This window comes from Archangium minus (assembly GCF_044360475.1).
Classification (GTDB): Bacteria; Myxococcota; Myxococcia; order Myxococcales; family Myxococcaceae; genus Archangium; species Archangium minus.
The window spans coordinates 8,844,997-8,858,602 of record NZ_CP043494.1 but is presented as its reverse complement, the minus strand read 5'-3'; the positions used below and the strand labels follow the sequence as shown (position 1 = coordinate 8,858,602).

Genomic DNA, 13,606 nt, shown 5'->3' with positions numbered 1-13,606 from the left:
CGGGGTGGTAGCGTTCCTCGCGAAAGGGACGAGATGACCGAGCTGGAGCCGCTGCTCAATCGCATCGAGCAGCTCACGCCGCACTTCGGCAGGGCCCAGGAGGACCTGGTGGCCCTGATCACCCGGGGGCGCAACCGGGACTACAAGGGCGTGCTTCAGAACGCACGGCTGGTGCTCGAGATGCTTCTGCGCTCGCTGATCACCACCGAGCTGAAGCAGACGCCCGGGAAGGCGACGCTCGACGAGCTCCTCAACAAGTTCCGGCAGCAGGCCCACGCGGGCCTCATCCCCACCCATGTCCTTGCGCACATGGGCACGGTGCAGGCCTGGGGAAATCTCAGCGCGCATGACCACGCGGGAGGGCTTCACGACTCAGGCGTGAAGGTGGACCTCCAGGAGGCGATGACGAGCCTCAACTCTCTGGCGGCCATCCTCACCTGGTACAAGGAGCGGTATCTCCAGGAGTCCGTCGCACCGGTGACGGCTGCTCCGGCGGCGCGGCAGGCTCCGGCGGCTCGAGCTCCCAGCGGCAGGCGACTGGCGCTCCTAGGCGGGGGAGTCGCCCTCGCGGCGTTGGCCTCGGGGCTGGGCGTCCTCGCGTATGGTGACTCCAGCCTTCGGCGCGAGGTGAATGCGCTCTATGTGGAGAACGGAGAGCCCCCGCCTCCCGTGGACTGCCAGGAGTCGGACTCGGAAGCGCTCCAGCTGCTGCTCGAGGTAGGCCCCAAGCTCTCGGAGCGCGTCCCCAAGGACTCCCAGACGGAGGAGGCCAGGGCTGCGCTCGCGCTGCTGCGGGCTCGGGGTCGCAAGTGGGGCCCGGAAGGTTCTTTCCACGTGGCTCGGGCGAGCCTCCTCGCCGAACGGGATAACCCCGACACGGCGGCCATGAATGAAGCGAGCTTGTGCCCGGGGTTCGCGGCAGCGGAGAACCTGGCGGGGCGGATGGCGGTGGCCACCGGTCACTGGAAGGACGCGGAGCAGCACCTCGTGCGTGCCGCGGAGCTGGATGCGCGGTTCTGGAAGCCTCGCTTCAACCTGGGGTTTCTCCTCGTGCGGCTTCAGCGCGTCGAGGAGGCCGTGCAGTGGCTGGAGCGTGCAGTGTTGCTCGCTCCGGAGGTCGCGGAGATCCACCTCGAGCTGGGCGATGCGTACGCGAAGCGGGCCGAGGCGGCCGAGTCCTCCGGCCAGGCTCATGACGTCAACGCGGCTCGAAACCTTGCCCGGAGCTCCTGGTGCCGCGCGAAGGCGCTAGGCCATCCGAAGGCCACCGCGCTCTGCACGCCCTGAGGCCTCACTTCATCAGCAGGGCCAGCTCCTTGGACGCGAGCTGGAAGTCCGGCTGCTCCTTGACCACAGCGGTCAGCTCCTTCTTCGCCGTCACCAGATCCTTGCGGTCCTTTGCGTCCAACGCACGGGCATAGCGTAGGGCCGTGTCTCGGGTGAGCTTGCGCGGCTTCCCCTTCGCGGGCTTCGGCTTCGCGGGGGGACGGTTGGCATCGGAAGCTGGGGTGGTGAGCTCCTCGAAGATGGCGTGCAGGTCCCGCGCGAGCGTCTGCTCGAGCGTGAGGAACTTGTCTGGGGTGCTGCCGGCGCCGACGGAGCGGATGATTCGACCCGTCTCGGTCTCGACGACGCGAGCGTCCACGCGCAGGGTATTCATCACGTCGAAGTAGCCCCCCATCACCAGGTAGCGCGCGCCGAGCAGCTTGCCGACCTGGTTGGCGGTGGCCGGGTCGACCTTGCCGGACTGGTCCAGCATCAGCTCGTCGATGACCTCCTGGAGCCGCTCGCGCTCCACGAGCCGCACGGACTCGTGGGCCGACAGGTCCGAGATGAGCATCTGGGCCAGGCCCTTCTGGAGGAGCTTCATCCCGGCGGTGTCGCCCTCGTAGTCGAAGTAGAGCACCGCCACCGTGGGCTTGTCGGCGGGCGCATCCGCGGCCAGGACAGGGAGGGCGAGCAGCCCGAGCAGCAGGCCGACGAGACGTGGGGACGAGGAGCGTGAGGCCTTCACGAAGCGGGATTCTCTCACGGGATGGGCCTATAAGGTGCCCCCCATGGATGCGAAGTTGCGACAGGTGGTGGAGTTCCTGATGGGGGAGGGACAGGTGGAGTGGACCACCGAGAAGCCCGCCCCTGGAGTCGAGCCGGAAGCGCGCGAGCTGTTCATCAGCGTGGGCTCTCGGAGCGAGTCCCTTCCTCCACACCCTCGCATGCTGGCCTGGAAGCTGCCCCAGTGGATGCGGCGCTCGGTGCGCTCCACCACGGGGGCCGTCCTCCTCTCCGCTGACGCGCTCGATGACTTCGCCCGGCAGCTCAGGGAAGGACAGCCCGAGGGCTCGCTCGGGCTCCTCAAGCTGCGTGTCCACGAGCACACCTTCGACGTCGTCTGCGCCACCCTGCTGACCGTGTACCGGCTCCTCCACGGCTCCTGGCCCGAGGGCGCCGAGGCCCTGGCCGAGTACCTGGGCGAGTGGGAGCAGGGCCACACCGAGACAGTGGGAGAATACGAACGGGCCCTCGGGACGGTGTTCTACGCCGCGCTGAACCTCTGGCGCTCGGAGACCGGCCGCCCCGCCCGCGAGGTGCTGGAGCTCATGGTCTCCGTGCTGGAGGTGGTTCGTCTCCCCGCGGAGTTCGCGAAGCTGCCCGAGGGTCTCATCCCCCCCGTCATCTCCCGACGGCTCAAAGCGGACGAGCGGCTGTATCGCGCCGAGTTGTCGCGTGCCCAGCGCGTGCAGCTCGACATCCCGCTCGATGCGCGACAGGACGGAGCTATTCGCCGCGTGGATGCGCTCTTCCTGTCCTCCTTCCAGGACGTCACCGTCCTGCGGCTCCTCGCGCGCACCGACAGCGAGAACACCCACTACGGCCAGGGCTTCGACTTCATGGCCGTCCACATCTCGCGTCCAGAGCAGACCCGACCCTGGCACGCCATTTCGCTCACCCCCGAGCGTGCGGGGACGCTCGCGGATCTCGCGGGCGCATTGGACGAGCTCGAGGGAGACCGGCAGCCGGACGGGAACCCACGCAAGCGGGGAGCGCGCCGTTTCGAGCGCCAGCCCAATGACTACTCAGATCCGTGGTACTCGGACGGCTACGCGAGCCCCGTCGGACGCTCGACAATGGTGGCGGTCCCGTACGCGGGCACCCGGCTGTCACGCCGCGAGCTGTGGGAGGCCATCTGGGACCGGTTCAATGTCGGACGCCATGTCCACATCCTTCGCGCCCACACTGTCTTCGCCCGGCCCTTCCTGTGGCGGGGACCGGCGCCGGACGTGGAGCTCGTGTCTCGGGGATTCCGCCGCTGTGACTTCTCCGCCCAGGGCTCGTCCTTCCACCCCGCGGTGGTCCACTCGTTCCTGGGGGCCACACACGAGGCGGACGTGATGCACTACGAGAAGACCGCCGAGGGCCACACCGTTCGCGTCTCCGTCTACCCGAACCGGCTCGTCGTCGTGTGGATTGAACGCCCCAGGAAGACGCCGACCACGCTGTACGCGCTCGCCCAGGAGCAGGCGGTGCTCGCGGAGGGCAAGGAGTTGTGGGAGCTCGAGGCCCTGCGGGGACTGCCCCCCTGGCTTGCGCCATTGGGCCCCGAGCGCTGGCTCGTCTACGGCTCCTATCGGATCTCCCGTGGCCGCTCGTCGATGCTTGATGACTCGCGGTCCATGCAGGGGCTCTTCCACGCGCTTGCGTCCGGCACGGAGCCCACATTGGAGAAGCTTCCCTCGGAGGCCTCGTCCCTGAGCCGGCGGGTCCTTCGGGATTCGGCTGGCGAGACGGAGCACTGGTTGACGTCGACGGGTGGTGCCCGGCTCGAGTTCCTCATCGAGGAAGAGGAGCGCGGGCCCCTCGCGTGCGACCGGGATGTCCTTCTCTTCCTGCTCACGATTGGACAGCGCTACTCGGCGTTTGAGACCAGCCGGCGCATGGCCGAGGTGGAGCAGCGCTACCGCACCTCGCGCTGGCAGAGCCTGCGGCCCGCGCGCAGCGTCCGCTCGGACGTGATGCTCTTCACCAACTCCCTGTGGCACACGCGCGTGAGCGAGGACCCGGACGTCAACGCGCGCTACCTCGCCTGGCACTCGCTGCACGGGCTGCAGGAGACGGTGGAGGCCATGAAGGATCAGGCCTCGGAGCTGGATCAGTACAAGAGAGACCAGTTCGACCGGATGGTGGGCATCCTGGTGTTCGTCTTCCTGCCGGTGAGCCTCGCGTGCGGGTTCTTCTCCGGAGCGCAGTTCCAGGACATGAGCCCCACCGTGGGTATCCCAGGCGCTACGACGGGTTGGCTCATCTTCCTCGGCTACACCGCGGCCTTCACGGTGCTCGTCTTCGGGACGGTGTTCCTCGCCCGGGTGATGAGCTGGCGCCGACGCTGAGGGGCTCGCGGCTCAGGGGGCCGCGGCCTCTGCCCGCTGGCAGTGCGGGACGTAGTTCTTCAGGTACCCCGCGATGTCCGACGGGCTGCCGTTGAGGGCGAGGAAGCGGGTCGTCATCAGCTCGTGGAACGTGGCGCAGTCCCCGGCCTTCGCGGCGGACAGGGCCGAGGAGGTGAGCAGCGAGCGGAGATAGGGCCTCAGCTCCTTCGACTCACCGCACCGGGTGTCCAGCTCGACGAACAGCTCGCGTGCCGCCTTGTAACCCCGTGTCATTTGCCGCCGGTACAGCTCCTGGCTGTAGCCCTCGAGGATGCCGCTCTTGTCACACGCCTCGAGCGACTGCGGGAATGTTGCGCCCGCGTTCGCATGGGAGTTGTTGCCCATGCCCAGCGCGGTCTTGATCTTGTTGCTGATGAAGTTGAACTGACTCGAGGTCGGGAACATGTCGAGGAACCGCTGCCACCGCGCGACCGCCTCTTCCATTCGGCCCTTGCGCATGAGCGCGTCGCCGTGGAGCTCGAGCGCCCGCCTCACGCGGAGCTCGCGCAGCTGGGGCTGGAGGGACGCGGCGTCCTCGACGGCTTCCTCGAGGAGACGGAAGCCCGCCTCCTCTACAGTGGGCTCCAGGTCAGAAAGAGAGGGCCCTGCCTGGAATCCATCCATGCCGTCGTCGAACTGGCCCAGGAGCAGGGCCCTCGCCACGTGGAGGCGCACCTCCTCGTCGAAGCTCAGCGGGCCATACTTCGCCTGACGCACTCTCTCCTCGTCCTCGGGAGAGAGCTTCAGGGTCGTGCCCGACAGGTAGCGGGAGCCGTTCAGCTCCTGGGCGAAGCGCTGGAAGTACGCGGCGCTCTCCTGGACGTAGGCTCGGGCCTGCTCGTGCCAGCGTTTCATCACCGCTAGGGCTTGGGACTCGTGGCCCGGGAGGATGAGGCGGGGATGCTCGGGCGCGAGGTGCTGCCGGAGCTGACGGGCCAGGTACTGCATCCGGATGAGTCGCCAGGCGAGGAGCATCGCGCCCTGCTTCTCATCGGCTTCGGCCATGTTGTTCTCCAGGAGGAAGCGCTCCGCCTTCTGCCCGAGGAGCTCGGTCACGTCGGTGAGCGTCTCGGTTCTCCGCGCCTCCGCCTGCTTCAACCGGGCGAGGAGCTCCTCGTGGCGCTCGCGAGCAAGGAGGAACGTGGGAGCCCGGCTCACCACCGAGGCGAGCTGCACGCTGGCCTCCTGGAGCTTTCCCTGGTCCGCCAGGTCGATGCCCAGGGAGTAGCTCAGCAGCGTGTCCATGTCGGGGGCGCGGCTTCGAGGCCGCGGGAGCTGCTCGAGCTTCGGGAGGAGCGCCTTCACGAACCTGCCCACGAGTTGTTGCTGCAAGTCGAAGAGCTGGTTCTTCTTTCCCGTCACCTTCTCGGCGAGGAGCACCTTGCTGGTGGCGATCTCGACGAGCCGGATGTCGATGCGCAGCGTTGGATCAATGGCCTGGAGAGAGCCCGTCACCGCGAACTGCGCGCCGATGCCCTGGCCGATCCGCTGGACCGTCTTCGGATCGAAGTACCCGCTCTGCTGCACCCTCAATTCTTCGAGCAGCTTCTGGAGCTTCTCCCGCTCGACGACCTGGATCTGCCGCACCATGGCCAGGTCCGTCACCATCATGTCCGCGAAGCCCTTCCGCAAGACGTCGAGCGAGGGCTTTCCGGTGTTGTTGTCGAAGTAGAGGACCGCGACGACCGGTTTGAACTCACCGGCCTTCTCGGGCTCGGGAGCCTCCGATGCCTCCACGGAGACGGGGAGGGTGAGCAGCAGACTCAACAGGAGGCACAAGACGCGGGGCATGGCGTTGGGGATCCTACTAGGATTCGCTCCCATGACGTCCCGGTTCCCCATCTTCTCGATCCTCATCATGACGACTGCCGTGCTGGGGCACGTCTACCTGTACCGTCGCTTGGTGCGGGACACAGTGCACAGCCGAGCGCTCCGGTTGCTGGCGGTGGCGGCATTGCTCTTCTTGACGCTTGTGCTGATGCTCCGGCGTACCCTGCAGGACGTACTTCCCGATGCGCTCTCGGGCGTGCTCCTGGTGGCTTCCTATTCTTGGATGGGGCTGGGCCTCTTCCTGGTGCTCGCGCTCCTTGTGCTGGACCTCGGCCGGGGGTTCATGGCGCTGGGGCAGCGGTTTCGCGCGCCCGCCGTCCGTGAATCCCCGAGCACGTTGTCCCTGGAGGTGCCTCCCTCTCCGCTGGTGGATGAGGAGCGGCGGCGCTTCCTTGCTCGAGTGGTGGCCGGGAGCGCACTCGTCTCGGGCGGCGGGGTGGCCCTGTATGGGCGCTGGAGGGCCTTCGCCCCACCGATGGTGACCGAGGTGGCGATCAAGGTTCCGAAGCTGCCCAAGGTGCTGGACGGCCTCAGCATCGTGCAGCTCACGGACATCCACGTGGGGCCCTTCATCCGGCGCGAGTTCATGGATGAGCTGGTTCGCCAGACCAACGCGCTCCGGCCGGACCTCGTGGCCATCACGGGGGACCTCGTGGACGGGGACGTGCCCACGCTCGGGGACTCCGTGGCGGCGCTTGGCAACCTGAAGTCGCGCTTCGGCTCCTTCTTTGTCACCGGCAACCACGATTACTACTCCGGTGACGAGGAGTGGACGGCCTTCCTCAAGACGCTCGGCGTCCAGGTGCTGCGCAACCGGCATGTGAGCATTGGCGATGCGGGCGGTGCGTTCGACCTGGTGGGCGTGGATGACTGGAGCGGGGGACGGAGGCGCGGCAAGAAGGGTTACGACCTCGACCTGGCCCTCGCGGGACGAGACCCGGACCGCGCCTCGGTGCTGCTCGCGCACCAGCCCGCCAACTACGTGGTGGCAGCGCAGCGGGGCGTGGACCTGCAGATCTCCGGCCATACCCACGGTGGACAGCTCGTCCCCATGACCCTCTTCATTGGCCTGGCCTGGGATCACTCCGCGGGGCTCTACCGTCACGGTGACTCTCACATCTTCGTGAGTCGCGGGTGTGGCTTCTGGGGTCCGCCCATGCGCGTGGGCAGCCCCCCGGAGATCGTCAAGCTCGTGCTGACGGCGTAGGGCGTTCGTCACGAGGACGTCACCTCGCTGTCTGAGACGTTGCCTCCGAAGCAGTCGGGCGACCAGGCGCGAGAGGGGATTTGCCTGCACGCTAAGATGCCCGGCGCTGAAGGAGGGTCAGGTGCAGGCAGCGCGAAACGTGAGTCCTCGGGCATTGATGTCTCGTGCGGACATGATGCGCGCGGCCGCGGTGGTGGCCGTGGTGCTCGCGGCCGTGGTGGCGGTGGCGTGGCAGTTCGTCGAGCCGGCTCCCCCACATCAGGTCGTTATTGCCACCGGCTCCGCGAGCGGCGCGTACCACGCGGTAGCCCAGCACTACGCCGAACACTTCAAGGAGGCGGGGATGGAGCTCGTCGTCCGGGAGACGGCGGGCTCGCTGGAGAACTACAGGTTGCTGGGCACTCCAGACTCCGGCGTCGATGTCGCCATCGTTCAGGGAGGCACGGCCCCCGCCGAGAAGGAGAAGCGGAGAGAGCTGGTCGCGCTGGCGAGCCTGTACCTGGAGCCGGTGTGGGTGTTCTACCGGGGAGAGCCCGGACTTGAGCGGCCTGGTCAGCTGGCGGGCAAGCGCATCGCGGTCGGGGCGGAGGGGAGTGGTGTGCGGGCGCTGGCCCTGGAACTGCTGGCCGCGGGTGGAGCGACGGGCGAGAAGTCCGGCACCACGCTCGTCAACATGGGCGGGGACAAGGCCGTGGAGGCGTTGCGAGAGGGCTCGGTCGACGCGGCCGTCTTCGTCATGGGACCCACGGCTCACTTCCTCGCCGAGCTGTTGGCCACGCCTGGTGTGCAGCTGATGAACTTCGAGCAGGCCCACTCCTACGCGCGGCGGTTCCGGTACCTGTCACCCGTCACGCTGCACCGTGGAGCGCTGGACCTGGCGCGAGATCTGCCGGAGCGCGAGGTGCAACTGGTGGCGCCCGCGGCGGTGCTGGTGGCGCGCAAGGATGTGCATCCGGCAGTGGTTGCGCTGCTGACGGAGGCTGCGGTCCAGACTCACCGGGGAGGCGATCTGCTCAGCGAGCCCGGGACGTTCCCCAATTCCTTGCTCACCGAGCTCCCTGTGAATGAGCAGGCGCGGTATTACCTGACGCACGGTCCGGACTTCCTGCGACGTGTGTTGCCCTTCTGGCTCGCGGCGCTGATCCACCGGTTCGTCGTCCTGATCATCCCGCTCTTCATGGTGCTGTTGCCGCTGCTGCGGCTCACTCCGCCCGTGTACCGCTGGAGCATCCGCTCGCGCATCTATCGCTGGTATGCGCGGCTGCGAGTCATTGACGAGCGTCTACGGGGCTCATTGGATGCAGAGCAGGTTCGGAAGGACTTGCTGCTCCTGGAACAACTCGAGCATGAGATTGGCGGCGTGAAGGTTCCGCTGAGCTACATGGACGAGTTCTACGATTTGCGCCTGCACGTGGGCTACATCCGCAACCGGCTGGAGGAGCGGCTCGCTGCGGTACCGAGTTCGCCAAGCGTTACGGCGGCCTGACGCTCGGCTGTAAAAACTGCCAGGGTGGTCTTTGCCTGCTGCATCCTCATGAGGGCTCCCAACCCACCAACTTGACGGGTGCACCCTCTTTTCCGCGTAATTCTGGAGCGATGGCTCGCAGGCCGCGTCGCTTCAGGAGGTGCGCCGTGTCTACCCGTCTCCCTGGCACTCGCTCTCTGGGCTCCCGGCTGGGGCCCTGCGTTGGCACCTGGGCCCTTATCGCCCTCTTCCTTCAATCCGCGTGCACCACGGGCACGCCACGGGGCAGCTTCCACGTGGGCGACCGCTACAACTCGCTCACGCCCCCACCGGCACCGAAAGCGCGTGAGGCCGTCATGGCGGAGTCCGGTCTTGAGTCCGCCACCGTGTACGTCGTGGACTTCATGGCACCCGGTGCCGCTGCTACCCGGCCGGTACCCATTCCCAGGACAGAGTTCCAGCAGGCCTTCCTGCGCCTCTCCCGCGATGTGCGGCTGAAGCAGAAGACGCCACGGCAGGCTGCTCATGAGTTGCTGAGCCTCTTGGACGGACCTCCAGACGCTCCCATGGTAGTGGCCAAGGGCGACTGGAAGTTGGAGCAGTACCGCGGCGAGGGCCTCACCCTCATTCCCGAGCGACAGGAGGGCCCGGTTGTCCTCACCCCACAGGCCGAAGCAGCCCTCAAGGCGAAGTACCTCTGGTGGTGTGAGCACCAGGGGGGTGGCGACTGCCTGGGCCTGCTGGACGACGATACCTACCTACGCACGGATGACCGGCGCACGCTGGCCTTGGCGCTGGCCTTTGGCACCGTGCTCGATGAGACACGCGAAGCCCTGGGGCGCGAGATGCTGGATGTGCGAGCACTCGTGTCCCTGGTCGTCTGGACGGTGGCGCTTTACTGCATGATGTGGGTGGTGCCCGAGCCGACAACCAAGGCCTTGGCGGCCGGCATGACCCTCCTCCTCATGGGCTACTTGGGCCTCCAGACGGTGTACGGGCTGATGGACGGGTGGGCCCGCCTGGCTGACACGGCGCACCACGCCACCACCTTTGAGGAGCTGCGCACGGCGGGTGCAGAATTCAGCAAGGTGCTGGGCGAGGATGCGGCACGAGCCCTGATTCTTGTGGTGGCCACGCTCAGCGGACACACGCTGGGACAGGTGGCCTCACGGGTGAAATCGCTTCCGAGCTTCAATCTCGCGAGAGCTCAGTTCGAGGGGCAGGGCGGCGCCGCCGTTATGGAGCGCGTGGAGGTCGTGGAGACGGTGCTCGCGACAGAGGGCTCCCTGGTGAAGGCCGTGGTGGCGGTGGAAACGGTGGCCACCTCCCCGCAGGGACCCCTGGCGGTGGTGCTGCTCAAGAAGGGGACAGGCAGTGGGGCAGGGCAGGCCCCAGGGGGCCGCTCTTCCGGAATCGTCATTCGTCACCAAGGTGGCAACCGGCAGGTGGTGCTCAGCGATGGCCAACGCTGGCACCTCCCACGTGGTAAATCGGCTGCCGATATTCCCGCCGAGGACAAGGTTGGGGACATGCTCCAGGAGGCCGTTACCAAGGCCGCAAAGGAGTGGGGGCCTGACAAGCTCTCGGATAACGAGTTCGCTGCAATTCAAAAGGCAGAGAAGCAAGGCGAATACTGGCTAGCGCGACTCTTGGAACGTGAGGCTCGGGGGCGCTTCGTGCATGAAGAGGTAAAAAGACAATTCCAACAACTCTATCGCTTCAACTACCAAGGGGTTGATGTAGTTGACCTCTCGCCGGGCGGCTATAAGTACGAGATTCTCTCCGGCTCGGGGTCGAACTTGGCGCGCCATGGCAGGCGCATGGCGGGCGAGTTCTTCCGGATGCTCACCTTCTAAAAGGGGTGGCCATGGACTGGCTCGGCAACGTCGTCTTGAAGGACCGGGAAATCGAAAACGAGCGGCTGGAGCTGACGGACAAGAATGCGAACTACATCCTTGGTCCCAACCTGACGCTAAAGAACTGCACCCTTGTGCTGAAGGTGGCACCCCGGAACCTATCCATCGACAGAGCCCAGTTCGTCGATTGCACCTTCGAGGTGAAACAGGAGTTGAAGAACCATCAAGACTGGATAGGGGCTTCCCTCAAGGGATGCCGATTCAAAGGGCGTCTGTCAGGTTGCGATTTTGGCCACTGGCCAGAGTACAGCAGTGCCTCATGGTGTCAGTTCGGTTCCATCGAGGACTGTGACTTCACCGAAGCTCGCCTGGATGGTTGCCGCATCATGGGCTCTGATCCTGCCTCCATTTGCTTTCCCAAGTGGCCCTGTTTCACCATCATTGACCCCATTGGCAGAGCGTCCGAACTCCGTGGTCTCACGTGGCCGGGTCGTTTCGGCGAACTCATTCGGGACATGCTCCCCAAGCACCCACCCAAGACCAGGGCCTTGACCTACTACGCCCCCTCGGCCGCCAAGCTGGTTGAGACCACACCTGCGGAGATCAGGGCCGTCATCGAGAAGTTCGACTGCATCGTCTACTGACCGACTTGGGGCTGAGCCGGAGAAGCGGATAAAACAAAACCCCGCGGCACTTGAGCGTGCGCGCGGGGCCTCGTGACATCTCTGGCTCTACCGTGTGACTCAGGTCCCCGTGGGAGGAACGGGCGCCTTGCCGGACGAGCCCGTGTCCTGCGTCACCAGGCGCAGCTGGCCGTGGTTGGACACGAAGGATGCGTCCACCTCGCGCTCCAGGTACGTGTAGCCGGACAGGCCTTCCTCGTACATGCGCAGCAGCTGGCGCGACTCGTCCAGCGTGAGGCGCCCGTTGCGCAGCGCCACCTCGGTGGACTTGCGCAGCTTCGCCACGAGGTCGTCCTTGTTGTAGCTCACGTAGTTGAGCACCTCGGTCACCGTGTCGCCCTCCACCACGTGGTCGATCAGGTAACCGCCGTTCGGCGCCAGCGACACCTGCACCGCGTGCGTGTCTCCGAACAGGTTGTGCAGGTCGCCCAGAATCTCCTGGTACGCGCCCACCAGGAAGATGCCCAGGTAGTAGTCGTCGTTGTTGAGCGGGTGCAGCTCGAGCGCGTCCTTCACCTCGCGCTTGTCGATGAAGTGATCGATCTTCCCGTCCGAGTCGCACGTGATGTCCGCCAGCACCGCGCGCCGCGACGGCCGCTCGTTCAGCCGGTGGATGGGCATGATCGGGAAGAGCTGATCAATCGCCCACGAGTCCGGCAGCGACTGGAACACCGAGAAGTTGCAGAAGTAGGTGTCCGACAGCTGCTTCTCCAGCGTCTCGAGCTCCTCGGGGATTTCACCCGACTCGCCGGCGATCCGCATGATCTTGTGGCAGAGGGCCCAGAAGATGTTCTCCGCCATCACCCGCTGCTCCAGCGACAGGTGCCCCAGGGAGAAGAGCGTCAGCGTCTCTTCCTTGTAGTCCTGGGCGTCGTGGTAGGCCTCCAGCAGGTTCTTGTTCGTCACTTCCTTGAAGGTGGACAGCAGGTTGCGCACCACCGAGGGCGCCTTCTCATCCGCCTTGTCCGGCACGCTCACCGGATCGAACTCGCTGGTGCCCAGCACGTCCACCACCAGCACCGCGTGGTGTGCCACCACGGCTCGGCCCGACTCGGACACGAGGGTGGGGTGCTGCACGCCCGCCGAGTCGCACGCCTCCATCACCGCGAACACCACGTCGTTGGCGTACTCCTCCGTCGTGTAGTTCATGGACGACGTGAAGTTCGTCTGCGAGCCGTCGTAGTCCACGCCCAGGCCGCCGCCCACGTCCAGGTACTTCAGCGGGGCACCCTGGCGCGCCACCTCCACGAAGAAGCGGCCCACCTCGCGCAGCGCGTTCTTCACGTTGCGGATGTTGGAGATCTGGCTGCCCAGGTGGAAGTGCAGGAGCTCGAAGCACGGCAGCAGCCCCGTCTCCTTCAGGAAGCCGATGGCGCTCATCAGCTCCGAGGAGGACAGGCCGAACTTGGAGCGGTCACCGCCCGAGGCCTCCCACTTGCCCGCGCCGCGCGAGGACAGCTTCACCCGCATGCCGATGCGCGGCGGGATTCCCGTCTTGCGCGCCACCTCGGCGATGAGGGGCAGCTCGGAGGGCTTCTCCACCACCAGGATGACCTTGCGGCCCAGGCGGCTGAAGCGCAGCGCCGTCTCGACGTACTCCTCGTCCTTGTAGCCGTTGCAGATGACGAGCGCGTCCTCCTGGTCCAGCAGCGCCATCACCGCGAGCAGCTCCGGCTTGCTCCCGGCCTCCAGGCCGTAGGCGAACTGCTTGCCGGTCTCGACGATGGTCTCCGCCACGTACCGGTGCTGGTTCACCTTGATGGGGTACACCCCCTGGTACTGGCCCTTGTAGTTGTGGTCGGAGATGGCCTTGCGGAACGCCTGGTTCAGGTGGACCACCCGGTGACGCAGCACGTCCGTGAAGCGCAGCAGCAGCGGTAGGCCGATGCCGCGGCGACGCACCTCGTCCACCAGCTCCTTCAGGTCCATGCTCGGCGCCGCGGGCCCGTCCGGATGGACACACACATGGCCCTTGTCGTTGACGCCGAAATAGGGCGAGCCCCAGTTGCGGATGCCGTAGGTGTCCTGGGCATCTGCGAGGGTCCAACGGTGCTGAGGAGTGATCGAAGGCATCGGCGTTCCTGCTCTCCCGGTCAAGGGGTGGACGGTGTCCAACAAAGGACAGCGCGGGAAGTATCGGG

General features: G+C 66.4%; 9 protein-coding genes. 6 read left to right on the top strand and 3 right to left on the bottom strand.

Going from position 1 to position 13,606, the window contains the following annotated elements:
* Window positions 1-33 precede the first annotated feature (33 nt).
* A complete protein-coding gene (locus F0U60_RS35970) occupies window positions 34-1,287 on the top strand; it encodes a hypothetical protein (protein WP_395806572.1) in 1,254 nt (417 codons plus the stop codon).
* Window positions 1,288-1,291: 4 nt separating this feature from the next.
* Here the strand turns inward: F0U60_RS35970 and F0U60_RS35965 are convergent, their stop codons facing one another.
* Window positions 1,292-2,014, bottom strand: a complete 723-nt coding sequence (locus F0U60_RS35965; protein WP_395806571.1) for a CsgG/HfaB family protein — start codon at window positions 2,012-2,014, stop codon at window positions 1,292-1,294.
* A gap of 43 nt (window positions 2,015-2,057) precedes the next feature.
* Between F0U60_RS35965 and F0U60_RS35960 the strand changes: the two genes are divergently transcribed.
* Window positions 2,058-4,385 (top strand): hypothetical protein, encoded by a 2,328-nt coding sequence (locus tag F0U60_RS35960; protein WP_395806570.1) that lies wholly within the window; start codon window positions 2,058-2,060, stop codon window positions 4,383-4,385.
* Between the two features lie 12 nt (window positions 4,386-4,397).
* Here F0U60_RS35960 and F0U60_RS35955 read toward each other — a convergent pair whose 3' ends face one another.
* Window positions 4,398-6,215, bottom strand: a complete 1,818-nt coding sequence (locus tag F0U60_RS35955) for a CsgG/HfaB family protein (protein WP_395806569.1) — start codon at window positions 6,213-6,215, stop codon at window positions 4,398-4,400.
* 31 nt (window positions 6,216-6,246) lie between these two features.
* Here F0U60_RS35955 and F0U60_RS35950 point away from each other — a divergent pair, with 31 nt between their 5' ends.
* The 4 genes from F0U60_RS35950 to F0U60_RS35935 all read left to right on the top strand — a co-directional run bounded on the left by F0U60_RS35950 (window position 6,247) and on the right by F0U60_RS35935 (window position 11,426).
* On the top strand, window positions 6,247-7,461 hold the full coding sequence (locus F0U60_RS35950) for a metallophosphoesterase (protein WP_395806568.1): 1,215 nt from the start codon (window positions 6,247-6,249) through the stop codon (window positions 7,459-7,461).
* A gap of 121 nt (window positions 7,462-7,582) precedes the next feature.
* The gene (locus F0U60_RS35945) at window positions 7,583-8,947 is read left to right on the top strand and encodes a TAXI family TRAP transporter solute-binding subunit (RefSeq protein ID WP_395806567.1); all 1,365 of its coding nucleotides are present in this window, start codon (window positions 7,583-7,585) and stop codon (window positions 8,945-8,947) included.
* Window positions 8,948-9,093: 146 nt separating this feature from the next.
* Window positions 9,094-10,782, top strand: coding sequence for a hypothetical protein (locus F0U60_RS35940; RefSeq protein WP_395806566.1), 1,689 nt, complete (start codon window positions 9,094-9,096; stop codon window positions 10,780-10,782).
* Window positions 10,783-10,793: 11 nt separating this feature from the next.
* Window positions 10,794-11,426 (top strand): hypothetical protein, encoded by a 633-nt coding sequence (locus tag F0U60_RS35935; protein WP_395806565.1) that lies wholly within the window; start codon window positions 10,794-10,796, stop codon window positions 11,424-11,426.
* Between the two features lie 99 nt (window positions 11,427-11,525).
* On the opposite strand, the gene speA is transcribed toward F0U60_RS35935, so the two are convergent.
* Complete coding sequence (speA, locus tag F0U60_RS35930) at window positions 11,526-13,538, bottom strand: biosynthetic arginine decarboxylase (protein ID WP_395806564.1); 2,013 nt, start codon at window positions 13,536-13,538, stop codon at window positions 11,526-11,528.
* Window positions 13,539-13,606 lie beyond the last annotated feature (68 nt).

Coding starts and splice junctions, on each gene's coding strand:
- F0U60_RS35950 (WP_395806568.1), top strand. CDS start 6,247: ATGACGTCCCGGTTCCCCATCTTCTCGATCCTCATCATGACGACTGCC.
- speA (WP_395806564.1), bottom strand. CDS start 13,538: ATGCCTTCGATCACTCCTCAGCACCGTTGGACCCTCGCAGATGCCCAG.
- F0U60_RS35935 (WP_395806565.1), top strand. CDS start 10,794: ATGGACTGGCTCGGCAACGTCGTCTTGAAGGACCGGGAAATCGAAAAC.
- F0U60_RS35960 (WP_395806570.1), top strand. CDS start 2,058: ATGGATGCGAAGTTGCGACAGGTGGTGGAGTTCCTGATGGGGGAGGGA.
- F0U60_RS35955 (WP_395806569.1), bottom strand. CDS start 6,215: ATGCCCCGCGTCTTGTGCCTCCTGTTGAGTCTGCTGCTCACCCTCCCC.
- F0U60_RS35970 (WP_395806572.1), top strand. CDS start 34: ATGACCGAGCTGGAGCCGCTGCTCAATCGCATCGAGCAGCTCACGCCG.